Raw genomic sequence first — 15,111 nt, 5'->3', positions numbered from 1 at the left:
TTCTCCGCGGGCGGCCGGTCTGCTATTCTCGGTAGCTGGTTCGGGCCCGTTCGCGGTGCGCCCGCCCCCTCCACCCGTTCCCGTCGACGACAGGTGCGGTTCAGGACCATCGACGACAGGACACGACCATGAAGACCGATATCCACCCCGAGTACTCCGCGATCGTCTTCCGCGACCTCGCATCTGGTGAGACCTTCCTCACCCGTTCGACGGCGAAGAGCAGCAAGACGATCGAGCTCGACGGCGTGACCTATCCCGTCATCGATGTCGAGATCTCGTCTGCCTCGCACCCCTTCTACACGGGCAAGCAGCGCATCATGGACTCGGCCGGTCGCGTCGAGAAGTTCAACAGCCGCTACAAGAACTTCGGCAAGTAGCACTCCTCGAAGGGCCCTCGACCTCGCGGTCGGGGGCCCTTCGTCGTTGTCGGGCTGGTTCGGCTCGCGGAATCGGGTTCGGCTCGCAAAAACCGCCCCTGTTCGCGAGCCCGACGGGTTTCCGCGAGCCGGGGGTTGATGGACGCGGTAACGTCCAGACATGGTGTCCTTCGCCGACAAGCCGATCCTGCCGTTCACGGCTCCCGAGGAGTGGGACGCCTACCTCCGGGACAACCCCGACCCGGGGGGAGTCCGGCTGAAGCTGCGGAAGAAGGCGGCCGTGGATCCGGGGATCAGTTACGCCGAGGCGCTCGACGTCGCGCTCTGCCACGGCTGGATCGACGGGCAGGCGGGGGCGTTCGACGAGCAGTACAAGCTCCAGGCATTTACTCCGCGGTGCCGGGCGAGCCCGTGGTCGAAGGTCAATCGCGACCACGTCGCACGGCTGATCGCAGAAGGCCGGATGCTGCCGGCCGGGCTCGCGGAGGTCGAGCGTGCGCGGGCAGACGGGCGCTGGGACGCCGCGTACCGGCAGCGCGACGCGGAGGTGCCGGCCGATTTCCAGCGGGGGCTCGACGCGGATCCGGAGGCGCTCGCGTTCTTCGAAACCGTCACCGGTCAGAAGCGCTTCGCCTTCCTGTTCCGGCTGTCGCAGCTGAAACGGGCCGAGTCCCGGGACCGGCGGATCGCCGAGTACGTGGTGCTCCTGCACGAGGGGCGCACGCTCACCTGAGGGATCAGTGGCGGACGGGCCAGGCGCCGTCGGCGACGAATGAGTCATCGCGGACACGGCGCATGTACTCCTGGAACGACTCCGCCTGCGTGCGGCACCAGTCGACCTGGAGCGCGTGCAGGGCGTCAGCGCCGACCCCGAGCTCGTCGGCGAAGGTTCGGCCCAACGCCTGAGCGACCCGGCCGGCCGCGACGGCGTCTGCGCTCGCGTCGTGTGCGTCCGTCAGCGCGACTCCGTAGTGCTCGGCGGCGAGGGCGAGAGTGCGCTTGCCCCTGCGGTAGCGATCCACCGCCTTGTCGATGACGAGCGGATCGATGACCGGGCTCGGGTCCAGCAGCACGGGGACGCCCCAGCGGCGCGCCTCGTGCGCGAGCAGGGAGAGGTCGTAGGGGGCGTTGTAGACAACGACCGGGACGCCGCGGGCGAGCAGCGAGCGCAGGGCCTCGGAGACCTCGGCCACGACCTCGCCTGCGGGGCGGCCGTGCTCGCGCGCGTGCTCGGTACTGATGCCGTGGACCGCCGAGGCGCCGGCCGGGATCTCGACTCCGGGGTCCGCGAGCCAGGTCGTTCCCTCGATCGGCTCGCCCGCCGCGTCGATCACGCCGACGTGCGCGGTGACGATGCGGCTCGTGCGGACGTCGACGCCGGTGGTCTCGAGGTCGAACACCGCCAGCAGGTCGAACCAGCGCGCCCCCTCGGACGGCGCGAGCCCCAGCTCGGCGTCATCGAACAGCGTCGGCTCGGTCTGCGGCTCGGTCGTTCCGGTGGTGCTCACGCGGACAGCATAAACGGGGCCCCCGACATCGGCCGCAGGCCCCGCGGCGTGCTCCCGGGTCAGCGCGCCTCGCGCGCCTTGGCCACGTGCAGCCAGAAGAAGCCCTGGGTTCCGAGGGTCATCGTCAGCGTGCCGTCGTCCCTGAAGCCGGGGAAGCGCCCGCCGCCGAAGAGGTCGCTCAGCGTCGATCCGGGGTTCTCGGGGTCGGTGATCGTCACCGAGACCGGATTGTGGTTGAAGCTGAAGACGCAGAGCACCTCCTCCGGCTGGTCACCCATCGCCGTGCCCGAGCCCGCATAATCGCGCACGAACGCGAGCACCGACTCGTGATCGGTCTCGAGCACCCGCATGGAGCCCAGGCCGAACGCGGGGTGGCCACGGCGCACGTGCAAGACGTTCCGCATCCAGTGCAGCAGGGAGCGCGATTGCGCGAGCTGCGCCTCCACGTTGACCTGGTTGTAGTGGTAGACGAGCGACTGCACGATCGGCTGCACGAGTTTGCCGGGATCGGCGGCCGAGAAGCCGGCATTGCGGTCGGGCGTCCACTGCATGGGGGTGCGGGAGGCGTCGCGGTCGTTGAGCCAGATGTTGTCGCCCATCCCGATCTCGTCGCCGTAGTAGAGAAACGGGCTGCCGGCAAGGGAGAAGAGCAGGGCGTTGATCAGCTCGAGTTCGGCGCGCGAATTGTCCAGAAGCGGCGCGAGGCGGCGGCGGATACCGATGTTGGAGCGCATCCGCGGGTCGTAGGCGTACCAGCCGTACATCGCCTGGCGGTACTCCTCCGAGACCATCTCGAGGGTGAGCTCGTCGTGGTTGCGCAGAAAGACGCCCCAGGCGGCGCCGCTGGGGATGTCGAAGGTCTCCGACAGCACCTTTTTCAGCTCGTTCGCCGTCTGTGCCCGGAGCGAGTAGAAAATGCGCGGCATGACTGGGAAGTCGAAGGCCATGTGGCACTCCGGCTCCTCCTCCGTGCCGAAGAATGCGGCGACCTCGCGCGGCCACTGATTTGCCTCGGCGATCAGGATGCGGCCCGGGTAATCCCGGTCGACCATCGTGCGCAGGTTCTTGATGAACTCGTGCGTGGGCGGCTCGCCCTCGCCGTTGCCTTCGTCGGACTCGTAGAGGTAGGGGATCGCGTCGAGGCGGATGCCGTCCACGCCCAGGTCGAGCCAGAACTTCACGACATCGTGAATGGCCTCGTGCACGGCGGGGATCTCGAAATTGAGATCGGGCTGGTGTGAGAAGAAGCGGTGGAAGTAGAACTGGCGGCGCTCGGCGTCGAAAGCCCAGTTCGAGTCCTCGGTGTCGACGAAGATGATGCGGATGTCCGGCCACTTGTCGTCGGTGTCGTTCCAGACGTAGAAGTCGCCGTAGGGACCCTCGGGGTCGGAGCGCGACTGCTGAAACCACTCGTGCTGGTCGCTGGTGTGGTTGAGCGGGAAATCCATCACGATGCGCATATTGCGCTCGTGGGCCTTCGTGACCAGGTCGCGGAAGTCCTCCATCGTGCCGAACTCGGGGAGAATCGCCTTGAAATCGGAGACGTCGTACCCGCCGTCGCGCAGGGGCGACATGTAGAACGGCGGCAGCCAGAGAGCGTCGATCCCGAGCCACTGGAGGTAGTCGAGCTTGGAGGCGAGTCCGTTGATGTCGCCGGCGCCGTCCCCATTGGAGTCGTAGTACGACCGGATCATCACCTCGTAGAACACCGCTCGGCGGTACCACTGAGGGTCGAGGGCGAGTCCGGGGAGTTGGATCGGCGACGTGAAGCTCACGGTGCTCCTTCTGCTGCTGCCTGAGCGGATGGCCGTCGGGGGAGGACGGACGGGGGGCGATGCGCCGCGAAGCGAGCGCGTGATCATGCTCTCGGCTCCGATCGAGGCCACGCAAGGCGTTGCGGCCAGATCTTCGACGGCTGTTCCCTACGATAAGGAGCGCGATGACCACTCCCTCCCCTTACGCCTCCGATCTTGGCCGTGTCCCCATCCGGGAGGGCGCCGTGGACGTCGCCGGATCCCGCACCTCCTACTGGAGCTACGGTTCGCCGTCGGCCTCGAGGGTCCTCGTGCTGGTGCACGGGTTCCGCGGCGAGCATCACGGGCTCGAGCCGGTGATCGCGCGCCTCCTCGCCGGCGGAGCGGATGTCCGGGTCATCGCTCCGGACCTGCCCGGCTTCGGCGCCTCCGCGCCGATGACGCGCTTCCCGCACGATGTCGAGGGCTACGCCGCCTGGCTCGGGATGTTCCTGGATGCGCTGGGGCTGCGCGGCGACGCGGTGGTGCTCGGCCACTCCTTCGGCTCGATCGTCGCCGCGGCGGCCGTCGCCGGCGGGCTGCCGACTCCGCTCCTGGTGTTGGTCAATCCGATCGGGGCGCCCGCGCTGCAGGGCCCGCGGGGTGTCCTGACCCGTCTCGCGGTCCTTTATTACCGGCTCGGCGCGGTGCTGCCCGGACCGCTGGGACACCGCCTGCTGAGCAACCCGATGATTGTTCGGTTGATGAGCCTGGCGATGGTGAAGACGAAGGAGCCGGTACTGCGCCGCTTCGTGCACGACCAGCACGACCGGTACTTCAGCGCCTTCGCCTCCCGCGAGACGGTGCTCGAGGCGTTCCGCGCCTCCGTTTCGCACGACGTCGGCGAGTACGCCCCCCGAATCGCCGTCCCGACGCTGTTGATCGCGGCGGCGCAGGACGACATCACCCCGCTCTCGGCGCAGTACCGCCTGCTCGAGCGACTCCCGCACGCCCGCCTGCACGTCATCGACGGGGTCGGCCATCTCATCCACTACGAGACTCCTGGCGAGGCCGCCGCAGTACTGCGGGCGGCCCTGGAGGAGGGGATCGACCGATGAGGATCGTCGTCGACTGCCGATACACCCGGCTCGAGCGGCATGACGGGATCAGCCGCTACACCGCGGAGATCGTGCGTGAGCTCGCCCGCCTGCACGACGTCACGATGCTGATCAGCGACCGCCGTCAGCTCGCGATGCTGCCCGCGCTCCCGTGGGAGCGGGTGACAGGACCATCCAGCGTTTTCGAGCCGTTCGTCGCCCTGCTGGTGAACCGGCTGCGGCCGGACGTGGTGTTCTCGCCCATGCAGACGATGGGCTCCCTCGGCCGCCGCTACCGGCTCGTGCTGACGGTGCACGACCTCATCTACTACCGCCACCGCACTCCGCCGCGGGATCTCCCGGTGCCCTTGCGAGCGCTCTGGCGGCTCTATCACCTGGCATGGTGGCCGCAGCGCAGGCTCCTCCAGCACGCTGACGCGGTCGTCACCGTCTCGGAGACGACCCGCGATCTGATCCGCCTGTACCGCTTGACCACCCGGCCGGTCGTCGTGGTGCCGAACGCGGCGACCGAGCCCGACGAAGCGAGTGTCGCGCTGGCCTCGTCGCTGCCCGACCGCTCCGCTGCGCGCTCGCTCGTCTACATGGGCTCGTTCATGCCGTACAAGAACGTCGAAACGCTGGCGCGGGCGATGCGGCTCCTCCCCGACTACGAGCTGCACCTCATGAGCCGGGCGAGCGAGGAGACGATCGAGACGCTGCGCGCACTGGCGCCCACCGCCAAGCTCGTCTTCCATCAGGGGGCTCCGGATGCGGAGTACCGCGGCGTGCTGGCCCGGGCGACGGCGCTCGTCACCGCGAGCAGGGACGAGGGCTTCGGGATCCCGCTCGTCGAGGCGATGGCGCTCGGGACGCCGGTGGTGGTCAGCGACATCCCGATCTTCCGGGAGATCGCGCAGGACGCGGCAGTCTACGTCGATCCGTCGAGCGCGAAGGGAATCGCGGACGGTGTGCGGTCCCTGGAGGACGGGCAGACCTGGCAGGGGCAGTCGGCGCGGGCGAAGCAGCGCGCGGCCGCCTTCTCGTGGCGAGACTCCGCCAGGGTGCTCTTCGGGGTCCTCGAGGACCTCGGTCGGCGCTGAGCGGACCCGATCTGCGCCGGCTCAGGCTCCGACGGACGGGCTGAGCACGTCATCGAGGTCGACGTCGGCGACCACGACATCGCCGGAGTCGTCGACGCCGACGATCCGCAGGGCACCGTCGACGATCGCGAAATCGTGCCGGGAGCCGTTGCCGACCGAGATCCCGTGCACCGGGAGATCCTCGCTACTCAGCGCGCGGATCAGACTGCCGATCACGGCGCCGTGCGTCGCGACGACGACTGAGGCGTCGGGGAAGCGCTCGGCGACATCGAGCAGCGCGACGGTCGCCCGCTCGACGACGTCGGCGCGCGACTCGCAACCGGGGATCGGAGCATGCTCGATACCGCCGGGAAACCGCTCGGCGAGTTCAGGCCCCGTCATGCCCTCGGCCTCGCCATAGGCGCGCTCGGCGAGCCCCGGGACGGCCAGCGGCTCAACGAGCCCCAGGCCTCGCGCGATGATCGCTCCGGTGTCGAACGCGCGCTGCAACGGGCTGGCGACGACCGCATCGACATGCCGCTCGCTCAGCAGCCGCGCGGCGGCCCGGGCCTGCGCGCGGCCGACAGCGTTGAGCGGAATGTCGCTCCTGCCCTGGATGCGTCGGGCGGCGTTCCAGTCGGTCTGGCCGTGGCGGACAAGGGTGAACTGGGTCACGGGGGCCTCTCAGGCGGTCGGGTGCGAAAGTCGCAGGATCAGAGAGCGACGGAGCGCCGGGCGGGAAGGCGCTCGGCGAGCTCGCGCAGCACCTCGCTGGTGCCCCCGTCGATCTTGATGCTCGCGCGCGAGTCGCCCTTGGTGGCGCCACGATTCACGATCACGATCGGCATCCGGGCGCGCCGGGCGATCTCGAGGAAGCGGATGCCTGAGTTCACCACGAGGGATGAGCCGGCCACGAGCAGGGCGTCGGCGCCCGCGACAAGGGCGCGCGCCTCCTCGAACCGCTCCGTGGGGATGAACTCGCCGAAAAAGACGATGTCAGGCTTGAGGATCCCGCCGCAGACGGTGCACTCGGGGACGGCCATTGCGGAGACGTCGTGCACCTCCGCGTCGCCGTCGGGGTTGAGGGAGGAGACGTCGGGGTCGTCGAGCCAGGGATTGAGCTCCTCGATCCGCTCGGCGACCGCGTCGCGCGCGAAGAACTGGCCGCAGGTCATGCAGCGGACCCGGTCGGCTGACCCGTGCAAGTCGACCACACGGCGGGAGCCCGCTCGCACGTGCAGGCCGTCGACGTTCTGCGTGACGACTCCGGTGAGCAGCCCGCGCTCCTCGAGTCGTGCCAGAGCGCGGTGTCCGTCGTTGGGCACCGTGCTGGTGAAGCGGCGCCAGCCGAGCTGGCTGCCGGCCCAGTAGCGCCGGCGGTAGTCCGGATCGGCGACGAACTGCGAATACGTCATCGGGCTGCGCACCGGTGCGCCGGCGCCGCGGTAGTCGGGGATGCCCGAGTCGGTGCTCATGCCAGCACCGGTGACAGCAGCGATGCTGCGGCCAGTGAGGAGGTCGACGGCCTGCTCGATCGCGAGAGCGTCGGGGCCCTCGGCGACCGGTGTCGGACTCGACTCCATCCGCGCCTCCTTCGAGGGCCGTTCGAGCGACCCTGGACGAGTTTAGACCGCGCCGTGCCCTAGATTGCCGGGATGCCGATCGTGCACATCACGGCCCTCGACCACCCGCTCCTCGCGGACTACCACCGCCTCACCGACGTTGCGCTGCGACGGGTGCTGGAGCCGGAGGGCGGGCTGTACATTGCGGAGTCGGCCACGGTGATCGAGCGGGCCCTCGACGCGGGGCACCGACCGCGCTCCGTGCTCGTGCAGCAGAAGCGGCTGCCGGACGCGGCCGAGGTCCTCGAGCGCTTCCCCGAGGTGCCGGTGTTCGTCGCGCCCGATCTGCTGATCGAGGAGCTGACCGGGTTCCACCTCCACCGCGGGGCGCTCGCGTCGATGCACCGTCCTCCGCTGCGCCCGATGGCCGAGCTGCTGGCGGACGCGCGCCTGGTCGTCATCCTGGAGAATCTGGTCGACCACACCAACGTCGGAGCCGTCTTCCGAGCGGCCGCCGGCCTGGGCGCGGACGCGGTCCTGGTGACGCCCCGATGCGCGGATCCGCTCTACCGGCGCAGCGTGCGCGTGAGCATGGGCACCGTGCTCCAGGTGCCGTGGACGCGGACGCCCGACTGGGCGCCGACCCGGGAGGCGCTGCTCGCGGCGGGGTTCTCGGTGGCGGCGCTGGCCCTCGCGCCGGACGCGGTGCCGCTGGACGAGTTCGCGGCCGCCCGGCCCGAGCGGGTTGCGATCGTGCTGGGAGCGGAGGGGGACGGGCTCAGCCGTGCGGCTCTGGACGCCTCGGACGCCGTGGTCACGATCCCGATGCTGCATGGCGTTGACTCGCTCAACGTGGCCTCGGCGAGCGCCGTCGCACTCTGGGCGCTGACGCGGGGGCGCTGAGGCGAGGGGCCGCCCGTACGATGTCCGGATGGCCTCCCCGACCCGATCCGACGACGCGCTCGACCTGTTCGGGGAGCCCGCCGCGCAGAAGTCCCGGCCGCGCCGGCGGCGCGGGGCGGTCATCGCGGGTGCTGTCGCCGCGACGGTTCTGTTCGGTGCGGGCGGCGCCTACGCCACGAACGCGGCGACGGCCGAGCTGCCCGCCGCGAGCGCCGTCACCCTCGAGCCGGTGTCCCGCACTCTCGCTGCCCCCGCACTGGCCTGGCCGGCGTACGGCTCCGGCGCAGTGGCTGCCGTCGGTGTCGACGGTGCGGAGGAGGACGGGCTGCTTGCGCGCTACGGCTCCACCGACACGCTGCCGACGGGGAGCATCGCCAAGGTGGTCACCGCTCTGGTCGTGCTCGCCGCGAAGCCGATCGCCGTGGGGACCGACGGGGAGACGATCACCTTCACCAGCGCAGACGTCCAGTACTACGCCGAGACCCTCGCCGAGGACGGCTCGAACGCTCCCGTCACTGCGGGTCTGCAACTGACCGAGCGGCAGGCGTTGACGGCGATGATGCTCCCGTCCGCCAACAACTACGCGAAGTCACTCGCGATCTGGGCCTACGGCTCCGAGGAGGCCTTCCTGGCCGCCGCGCGCAGCTGGCTCGACGGGCAGGGGCTCGCGCGGACCTCTCTCGCCGATGCCAGCGGGCTCTCGCCGGCCACGGTCAGTACGACGGCAGAGATGGTGCGGCTGGGCGAGCTGCTGATCGTGGATCCGGTGCTCGCTCCGATCGTCGCCCTGCCGACCGCGGACATCCCGGGGGTCGGTGAGCTCGAGAACACGAACTCGCTGCTCGGCCGCTCCGGAGTCGACGGGATCAAGACCGGAACGACCGACGAGGCGGGCTCGTGCCTGCTCTTCTCGCTGGACGCGACCGTCGAGGGGCAACCGGTCACCCTCGTCGGCGTGGTGGTCGGAGCCCGCACCCATCCGCAGCTCGCCGCCGATGTGCTGGCGCTGATCCCGAGTGTCGAAGCGGGATTCCACAGCGTCCCCCTGACCGCTGAGGGCCAGGACTACGGCAGCCTCACGAGCGCCTGGGGCGAGATGGTGGCCGCCGAGACTGCTCAGGCGCAGTCCGTGCTGGTGTGGGGTGCGGTGTCGACCAGCACCTCCGTCGCCCTGGATCCGGTCGAGACCGTCACCGACGGAGGGCGAGTGGGCACCGCGACCGTGTCAGTCAACGGCACCCCGTACGAGCTGCCCCTCGTAGCGGACGGCGCAATCGAGGATCCGGGGTTCGCCTGGCGCCTCGCTCACCCGGCGGAGCTGTTCGGCTGAGCCGCTGGTGCCGGTCATTGCGATCGGGCGTTGCCGACTGGCCGGTCGTTCTCAGCCCGCGGGCTGCTCGCCGATGATCCGCACCCCGGCCGTCGCGATGTCCGCCGCGACCTGCTCCGGAGTGGCGTTGCCCGGAACCAGCGAGCCGGGCTGGGACTCTGCGGGGTCGGCGATCCAGCGCTCCGCCGAGGGCCGCTTGGCGGTGATGAAATCGCCGGAGGACTGGTGGCGCACCCGGCGCAGCACCCACGGCACGAGGTACTCGCGCGCCCACTGGATGTCCTCCGTGCGCGCGGCGCGCCACGTTCGGGCAGGCAGCGGCTGCGGAGCGAGGGGACGCAGGTCGTTCTCGACGTTCAGCGCCTCGAGCACCATCCGCGCCACCTCGTGGTGGCCGTGCGGGTTGAGGTGCAGGCGGTCCGGTGCCCACATCCGCACGTCCTGGATCTCCTGCAGCGACCACTGGTCGGCGACGATGCAGTCGTAGCGCTTGGCCAGCGCCCGCAGGTTCTCGTTGTAGATCGCAACCTTGCCGCGGATGCGACCGAAGACGGGGGAGAAGCCCACATCGACGCCCGTGAAGAGGACCACCGTGGCTCCGTCCGCGCGGAGGCGCTCGAGGCCAGACTCGAAGCGCGCGGCGATGTCGTCGGGGTCGGTGCCGGGCCGGATGACGTCGTTCCCTCCCGCGGAGATCGTGATCAGGTCGGGCCGCAGCTCCAGGGCCGGCTCGATCTGCTCGTCGACGATCTGCTGCAGGAGCCGCCCGCGAACCGCGAGATTGGCGTACGCGAAGTCCTCGTTCTGGCTGCCGAGGACCTCCGCCACCCGGTCCGCCCAGCCGCGGTGCCCACCGGGACTGCCGGGCTCGGGATCACCGATCCCCTCGGTGAACGAGTCGCCCAAGGCGACATAGCGGGACCACGGATGACGCTGCTCGACCATCCGTCCATTGTGCTCCGCCCCCGAAGAGCAGGCGGCGCACTGCGACACGCCGGGGTCCTCCCGACGGGCCGCGGGCACGGGCCTGCTGTCGGAGCCGTCGGCTAGATTCGATCCACGTGAATCCTCCCTCGAGCTTCGGTCATCAGGTCGGTACCTCCGCCGCTGAGCACCTGTCCCCGTCGTTCCCCGGCAGGGCCCCGTGGGGAACCGCGAACAAGCTGAGGGCCTGGCAGGCCGAGGCCCTGGAGGCCTACTTCCAGCACGAGCCGCGCGACTTCCTCGCCGCGGCGACCCCGGGCGCGGGCAAGACCACCTTCGCGCTGCGCCTGGCCGCCGAACTCCTGCACAATCGCACGGTCGATCGGATCACCGTGGTCGCGCCGACCGAGCACCTCAAGCGCCAGTGGGCCGAGGCGGCGCACCGCGTCGGGATCCGCCTGGACCCGACCTTCACGAACCGCATGGGCCGCCACGCACGGCACTACCACGGCGTCGCCGTCACCTACGCGCAGGTCGCGGTGCGTGCCGAGCTGCACCGTGAGCTCACGGTCTCGGGCCGCACGCTCGTCATCCTCGACGAGGTCCACCACGCGGGCGATGCTCTGAGTTGGGGCGACGCGGTGCGCGAGGCCTTCGAGCCCGCCGTCCGCCGACTCTCGCTGACCGGGACGCCCTTCCGCTCGGACACGGCGCCGATCCCGTTCGTGAGCTACCTGCCGGACGAGGAGGGCATCCGCACCTCGCTCACCGACTACGCCTACGGCTACGGCCGCGCGCTGGCCGACGGCGTCGTCCGGCCGGTGCTCTTCATGGTCTATGCGGGGCAGATGCGCTGGAAGTCCAAGGCCGGCGATGAGATGGAGGCGCGGCTCGGCGAGGGCAATACGAAGGACATCACCTCGCAGGCCTGGCGGACCGCGCTGGATCCCCGGGGGGACTGGATCCCCTCGGTGCTCCGTGCCGCCAACACGCGGCTGACGGAGGTGCGGCGCGCGGTACCCGACGCCGGCGGCCTGGTTATCGCGACCGACCACTACAGCGCGCGCGCCTACGCCGCGATGCTCCGCGAGATCAGCGGCGAGAGCGTCACTGTCGTCCTCTCCGACGAGAAGGAGGCGAGCGAGCGGATCGAGGAGTTCGCGAAGGACACCAGTCGCTGGATGGTCGCGGTGCGGATGGTGTCCGAGGGCGTCGACGTGCCGCGGCTCGCGGTGGGCGTCTACGCGACCTCGGCGTCGACTCCGCTGTTCTTCGCCCAGGCGATCGGCCGCTTCGTGCGCGCGCGGCGCCGCGGCGAGACCGCCTCCGTGTTTCTCCCGAACGTGCCCGGTCTGCTCGCTCTGGCGGGCTCGATGGAGCTGCAGCGCGACCACGCGCTCGACCGTAGGAGGTCGGACGACGAGGAGTACCCCGAGGCCGACCTGATGGCCGACGCCGAGCGCAGCGACAAGGCGTCCTCGGATCTGCTCGAGGAAGGGCGGTTCGAGTCGATCGGCTCCGCCGCCACCTTCGACCGTGTCGTCTATGAGGGTGCCGAATTCGGGATGGAGGTCGAGGTCGAGAGCGAGGAGGAGCTCGACTTCATCGGCCTGCCGGGGCTGTTGGAGCCGGACCAGGTGCGCGAACTGCTGCAGCACCGGCAGCAGCGCCAGGCCAAGCGGGCCGGCGCGCACGCGGGAGCCGCAGCTCCCGCCGAGCCGAAGAACGAGATCCCGGCGCCGCTGTACCGCACGCTCAAGGAGCAGCGCAGTCTGCTCAACTCGCTGGTCGGGCTCTGGGCGCGCGGGACAGGCGAGTCGCACGGCCAGGTCCATACCGAGCTTCGGCGGCTCTGCGGCGGCCCGGCAGTGGCGCAGGCCAGCGTGACGCAGTTGCAGGCGCGGATCGACCTCCTCCGGCGCCGTCTCGGCTCGCACTGAGCGGTGGAGCGCGGCGCGGGTGGCTGTCGTACGTGGCGTGGAGAGCGTGCTCGCGTGAGCCACCGGGGCCCGTCTCGGCCGTTTAGCCGATGCACCCGGCGCAGCGCCAGCCCTCCCGGACGGACGCGGCGCGACCGTACTGTTCGAGCGTGACCCACCGGAACGACCTGCTCGCGCGCGCGTGCGCAGGACGATTCGCACGGCGGTCCCGGCCGCTGGTCGTGACCACCGGAGGAGGACTGCGCGATGAGCGCTGATCGTCAGGGGAAAGCTCGAGACGCGCTCGCTAAGGTGGGCAGTCGGTCCGCCGCGGAAGTGACGGACCATCACCCCCGACGTCGGGCATCCGAAGACCGCACATCGGCGTCTTCCGGAGTGCCCGAGAATGATCCCTTGAGGAGTCTCGTGGAGACCTGGCCTGGAACCGCCTACCCGCTGGGCGCGACATTCGATGGAAGCGGCACGAACTTCGCCCTGTTCAGTGAGATCGCCGAGCGCGTCGAGCTCTGCCTCTTCGACGAGGACGGGACCGAGACGCGGGTCGACGTCCAGGAGTCGGACGCCTACGTCTGGCACTGCTACCTGCCTCAGGTGCAGCCGGGTCAGCGCTATGGCTTCCGGATTCACGGGTCGTACGATCCCGACTCCGGCCACCGCTGCAACCCGAACAAGCTGTTGCTGGACCCCTACGCGAAAGCGATCTCGGGAGAGATCGACTGGGACCAGTCCCTCTTCTCGTACACTTTCGGCGATCCCGACTCGACGAATGACGAGGACTCGGCGCCGCACATGATGATGGGCGTCGTCATCAATCCGTTCTTCGACTGGGCGGGGGATCGCCGCCCGCGCACCTCGTACGACAGCACCGTGATCTACGAGGCTCACGTGAAGGGCCTCACCAAGACGCATCCCGACGTGCCGGAGGAGCTCCGCGGCACCTACGCCGGCGTCGCGCACCCCGCGGTGATCGACCACCTCAAGCACCTCGGTGTCTCGGCGATCGAGCTCATGCCCGTGCACCAGTTCGTGAACGACTCCACCCTGATGGAGAAGGGCCTCTCGAACTATTGGGGCTACAACACGATCGGGTTCTTTGCTCCGCAGAATACCTACTCCTCCACGGGCGACCAGGGCCAGCAGGTCCAGGAGTTCAAGAGCATGGTGAAGGCGCTGCACGCGGCCGGTATCGAGGTGATCCTCGACGTTGTCTACAACCACACGGCGGAGGGGAACCACCTCGGCCCGACTCTGTCCTTCCGCGGGATCGACAACGAGGCGTACTACCGGCTGGTCGATGACGACAAGCGGTACTACATGGACTACACCGGCACCGGCAACACGCTGAACGTCCGCCACCCGCACTCGCTGCAGCTGATCATGGACTCGCTGCGGTACTGGGTGACCGAGATGCGCGTCGACGGCTTCCGCTTCGACCTCGCCTCGGCGCTGGCCCGGGAGTTCTACGACGTCGACCGGCTTTCGACCTTCTTCGAGCTTGTCCAGCAGGACCCGGTGGTTTCGCAGGTGAAGCTCATCGCAGAGCCGTGGGACGTCGGGCCCGGCGGCTACCAGGTGGGCAACTTCCCGCCCCAGTGGACGGAGTGGAACGGGAAGTACCGCGATACCGTCCGCGACTTCTGGCGCGGCGAGCCGTCGACGCTGGGGGAGTTCGCGTCGCGCCTCACCGGCTCGGCCGACCTCTACGCGCACTCGGGTCGTTATCCGGTGGCCTCGATCAACTTCGTCACCGCGCACGACGGCTTCACGCTCCGCGATCTGGTCTCGTACAACGAGAAGCACAACGACGCGAACGGTGAGGACGGCAACGACGGCGAGTCGCACAATCGCTCGTGGAATCACGGAGTGGAGGGGCCGACCGATGATCCGCGGGTGCTCGCGCTCCGCGCGCGCCAGCAGCGCAACTTCCTCGCGACGATGCTGATCTCGCAGGGTGTGCCGATGATCCTGCACGGCGACGAGCTGGGCCGCACGCAGAACGGCAACAACAACACCTACGCGCAGGACGGCGAGCTGACCTGGATCGACTGGGCTCACGCTGACCGGCCGCTGCTGGAGTTCACCGCGGCTCTCATCCGCCTGCGGGCCGAGCACCCCACGTTCCGGCGCATGCGCTTCTTCGACGGCCGGCCCGTGCTGCGCGGTGACGGCGAGCCCCTGCCCGACATCGTCTGGTTCACGGCGGCGGGCACCGAGATGTCGCCGTCGGACTGGGACTCGGGGCTCGGACGCTCGGTCGGCATCTACCTCAACGGCAACGGCATCCGTGAGCGCGACCAGCGCGGGCGCCCCGTCACCGACGACAGTTTCCTGCTGTACTTCAACGCGGATGACGTGGACGTCGAGTTCTCGATCCCGAGCGACGAGTACGCGCTGGAGTGGCGTGTCCTCGTGGACACAGCCGGTGCTGAGGCCGACTCGATCCCGCGCCCGGCGGGGGCGACGCTCACCGTCCAGGCGAAGTCGCTGGTCATTCTGCAGGAGCACAGTACCCCCGAGCCCGAGGTCGATCACTCGGTCGCCGCCTCACTCGCATCCCTCGCCGCGACGTCGGCCATCCCGATCGTCTCCTCGACGGGACCCACCAGCCCCCATGCCGAGTCGACCGACTCCGCGACCGCCCCCTCGACAGGAGCCTGA

At 69.7% G+C, this 15,111-nt stretch carries 13 protein-coding genes; 8 read left to right on the top strand and 5 right to left on the bottom strand.

The window, feature by feature from the left end:
• The first annotated feature begins 128 nt into the window (after positions 1 to 128).
• On the top strand, positions 129 to 377 hold the full coding sequence (locus C5D07_RS11300; protein ID WP_068253003.1) for a type B 50S ribosomal protein L31: 249 nt from the start codon (positions 129 to 131) through the stop codon (positions 375 to 377).
• A 160-nt stretch (positions 378 to 537) separates the two neighbouring features.
• The gene (locus C5D07_RS11295) at positions 538 to 1,110 is read left to right on the top strand and encodes a YdeI/OmpD-associated family protein (protein WP_068253006.1); all 573 of its coding nucleotides are present in this window, start codon (positions 538 to 540) and stop codon (positions 1,108 to 1,110) included.
• 4 nt (positions 1,111 to 1,114) lie between these two features.
• Here the strand turns inward: C5D07_RS11295 and C5D07_RS11290 are convergent, their stop codons facing one another.
• Positions 1,115 to 1,843: a 3'-5' exonuclease gene (locus C5D07_RS11290; protein WP_181026348.1), complete on the bottom strand. Its 729-nt coding sequence runs from the start codon at positions 1,841 to 1,843 to the stop codon at positions 1,115 to 1,117.
• Positions 1,844 to 1,944: 101 nt separating this feature from the next.
• On the bottom strand, positions 1,945 to 3,660 hold the full coding sequence (gene treS, locus C5D07_RS11285; protein WP_104259373.1) for a maltose alpha-D-glucosyltransferase: 1,716 nt from the start codon (positions 3,658 to 3,660) through the stop codon (positions 1,945 to 1,947).
• A 164-nt stretch (positions 3,661 to 3,824) separates the two neighbouring features.
• Here treS and C5D07_RS11280 point away from each other — a divergent pair, with 164 nt between their 5' ends.
• Both C5D07_RS11280 and C5D07_RS11275 read left to right on the top strand, forming a co-directional pair.
• A complete protein-coding gene (locus C5D07_RS11280; RefSeq protein WP_068253012.1) occupies positions 3,825 to 4,736 on the top strand; it encodes an alpha/beta fold hydrolase in 912 nt (303 codons plus the stop codon).
• The gene (locus tag C5D07_RS11275) at positions 4,733 to 5,815 is read left to right on the top strand and encodes a glycosyltransferase family 4 protein (protein ID WP_104259372.1); all 1,083 of its coding nucleotides are present in this window, start codon (positions 4,733 to 4,735) and stop codon (positions 5,813 to 5,815) included. Before C5D07_RS11280 ends, C5D07_RS11275 begins: the two co-directional genes overlap by 4 nt.
• 21 nt (positions 5,816 to 5,836) lie before the next feature.
• On the opposite strand, the gene C5D07_RS11270 is transcribed toward C5D07_RS11275, so the two are convergent.
• Both C5D07_RS11270 and C5D07_RS11265 read right to left on the bottom strand, forming a co-directional pair.
• The gene (locus tag C5D07_RS11270) at positions 5,837 to 6,469 is read right to left on the bottom strand and encodes a histidine phosphatase family protein (protein ID WP_068253018.1); all 633 of its coding nucleotides are present in this window, start codon (positions 6,467 to 6,469) and stop codon (positions 5,837 to 5,839) included.
• 38 nt (positions 6,470 to 6,507) lie between these two features.
• Positions 6,508 to 7,377: a Sir2 family NAD-dependent protein deacetylase gene (locus tag C5D07_RS11265; RefSeq protein WP_068253021.1), complete on the bottom strand. Its 870-nt coding sequence runs from the start codon at positions 7,375 to 7,377 to the stop codon at positions 6,508 to 6,510.
• 72 nt (positions 7,378 to 7,449) lie between these two features.
• On the opposite strand from C5D07_RS11265, the gene C5D07_RS11260 reads away from it, so the two are divergent.
• Together C5D07_RS11260 and C5D07_RS11255 are read left to right on the top strand one after the other, a co-directional pair.
• Positions 7,450 to 8,259 carry a TrmH family RNA methyltransferase gene (locus C5D07_RS11260; protein WP_104259371.1) on the top strand — a complete coding sequence of 270 codons (810 nt, stop codon included), beginning with the start codon at positions 7,450 to 7,452 and terminating at the stop codon, positions 8,257 to 8,259.
• Between the two features lie 28 nt (positions 8,260 to 8,287).
• Positions 8,288 to 9,589, top strand: coding sequence for a D-alanyl-D-alanine carboxypeptidase family protein (locus C5D07_RS11255; RefSeq protein ID WP_068253027.1), 1,302 nt, complete (start codon positions 8,288 to 8,290; stop codon positions 9,587 to 9,589).
• Positions 9,590 to 9,640: 51 nt separating this feature from the next.
• Here the strand turns inward: C5D07_RS11255 and C5D07_RS11250 are convergent, their stop codons facing one another.
• Complete coding sequence (locus C5D07_RS11250; RefSeq protein ID WP_084415861.1) at positions 9,641 to 10,534, bottom strand: SGNH/GDSL hydrolase family protein; 894 nt, start codon at positions 10,532 to 10,534, stop codon at positions 9,641 to 9,643.
• A 116-nt stretch (positions 10,535 to 10,650) separates the two neighbouring features.
• On the opposite strand from C5D07_RS11250, the gene C5D07_RS11245 reads away from it, so the two are divergent.
• Positions 10,651 to 12,453, top strand: coding sequence for a DEAD/DEAH box helicase (locus C5D07_RS11245; RefSeq protein ID WP_068253030.1), 1,803 nt, complete (start codon positions 10,651 to 10,653; stop codon positions 12,451 to 12,453).
• A gap of 405 nt (positions 12,454 to 12,858) precedes the next feature.
• Positions 12,859 to 15,111, top strand: a complete 2,253-nt coding sequence (gene glgX, locus C5D07_RS11240; protein ID WP_084415862.1) for a glycogen debranching protein GlgX — start codon at positions 12,859 to 12,861, stop codon at positions 15,109 to 15,111.

The sequence above is a fragment of the Rathayibacter tritici genome (assembly GCF_002932875.1).
Taxonomy (GTDB): Bacteria; Actinomycetota; Actinomycetes; order Actinomycetales; family Microbacteriaceae; genus Rathayibacter; species Rathayibacter tritici.
The sequence above is the reverse complement of the archived record's forward strand: the minus strand, read 5'-3'. Positions and strand labels throughout refer to the sequence as shown.